The sequence below is a fragment of the Blastomonas sp. UPD001 genome (genome assembly GCF_003426715.1).
GTDB lineage: Bacteria > Pseudomonadota > Alphaproteobacteria > Sphingomonadales > Sphingomonadaceae > Blastomonas.
Map to the genome: position 1 here is coordinate 1 of NZ_QKVT01000159.1, position 1,217 is coordinate 1,217.

Annotated in this window: 2 protein-coding genes and 1 pseudogene; 2 read left to right on the plus strand and 1 reads right to left on the minus strand. The window is 57.1% G+C overall.

What is annotated here, in order from left to right; genetic code table 11:
* On the plus strand, positions 1 to 442 hold a 442-nt coding region (locus DM995_RS20050), incomplete at its 5' end, for a helix-turn-helix domain-containing protein (protein ID WP_157973411.1).
* Positions 439 to 768: a hypothetical protein gene (locus DM995_RS20055; RefSeq protein WP_116970820.1), complete on the plus strand. Its 330-nt coding sequence runs from the start codon at positions 439 to 441 to the stop codon at positions 766 to 768. The genes DM995_RS20050 and DM995_RS20055, both read left to right, overlap by 4 nt.
* A 246-nt stretch (positions 769 to 1,014) precedes the next feature.
* On the opposite strand, the pseudogene DM995_RS20060 reads toward DM995_RS20055, so the two are convergent.
* Positions 1,015 to 1,217, minus strand: a pseudogene (locus tag DM995_RS20060) (transcriptional regulator); the annotation flags it as partial.

Here is a 1,217-nt window from a genome sequence, read left to right on the forward strand (position 1 = left end):
ATGGGGTAAGGAAGTGGCTGAGCGCGGATTCGCTCAAATTCCGAATTATCTGCTGCTTATAAACCAGTTCCTGGCCGAGGATAAGCGGCTCAGTCCTGGCGAGTTGAATGTGCTGCTTCAGCTTGTCGGTTCATGGTGGCGTGTATCGGAGATGCCGTTCCCTTCCCTTAAGACTATCGCCGTCCGGGCCGGAATCTCGGACAGGCAGGCGCAGCGGGCGGTCACCAGACTGGAGACCCTCAACTTGATTAAACGCACTAAGCGTAAGGGTGCTGGCGGCTTGATCGCTTCGAATGCTTACGACCTCGCGCCCTTGGTCCAGTTTCTTGGCAAGGTGGCAAAGGCTTTCCCCAACGAGTTTCCTCGAAAGATTACTCCGAAAATCCGCGCCGAATTGGACAATGCGTTAGTGGGTGCTGGGAATGAAGGTGGGACAACATGACCGATTTTGGGCAGACAATTTTTGCGTCAATGATCGGCGGTGCAATTACGTTAACAGCGCAGTATTTCATGCACCGCATTCAAACCGGAAAAACTCGCAAGGTGGACGATAAGCGCTCTGCAATACTCGCAAGCATGCTGAGCAATCCGGGCGAAACTGGGTGGCGGCAGTTGCGTACCATGGCCCATGTCATCGGTGCCACGGAGCAGGAAACCGCGCGCCTCCTTATTGAATTGGATTGCCGGGCAAGCGAGACGGGTAGCGGAGGCTGGGCCTATATTAAGGACAAGCCACTCCCGGAGCCGACGCAAATCGATCGAGGGTGACGTTTCGAGACCCTGTTGAGGACTCGAACCTTGCAACGTCTCGCCCCAGCTAGTACAAAGGGCTAATACAACAGCACCGACGCGAAACAAAAATGTCATTGCATTTCAGTGCTTTAGAGGTTAAGCCGTAAAATCCTCTTCTGGGCACCAGACACCCATTCGCTGAGCGCCTCGCGAATGGGCCAAGCCCCGGACCATCGCGGCTGTTGCCCTTTTCCTAGAAGCGGCGTTTCTGCGTCTGCAGGATCAGTCGCGCGGTCGGATCCATCGCTCGGTCTTCGCGCGGCGTTCCTCGTCCGCGTCGAGTGCTTCGCCTGCTGCCATGGTCTGCGCGGCGGCGAGGAGATCGGTGTCGCTGCCAGCCTGGCGGTATTCGGCTGTGCCGACGCTATCGAGCAGCAGTTTCCGTTCGATCTTCCAGCCCACCGAATCGCGGCAGGCGATGCCGC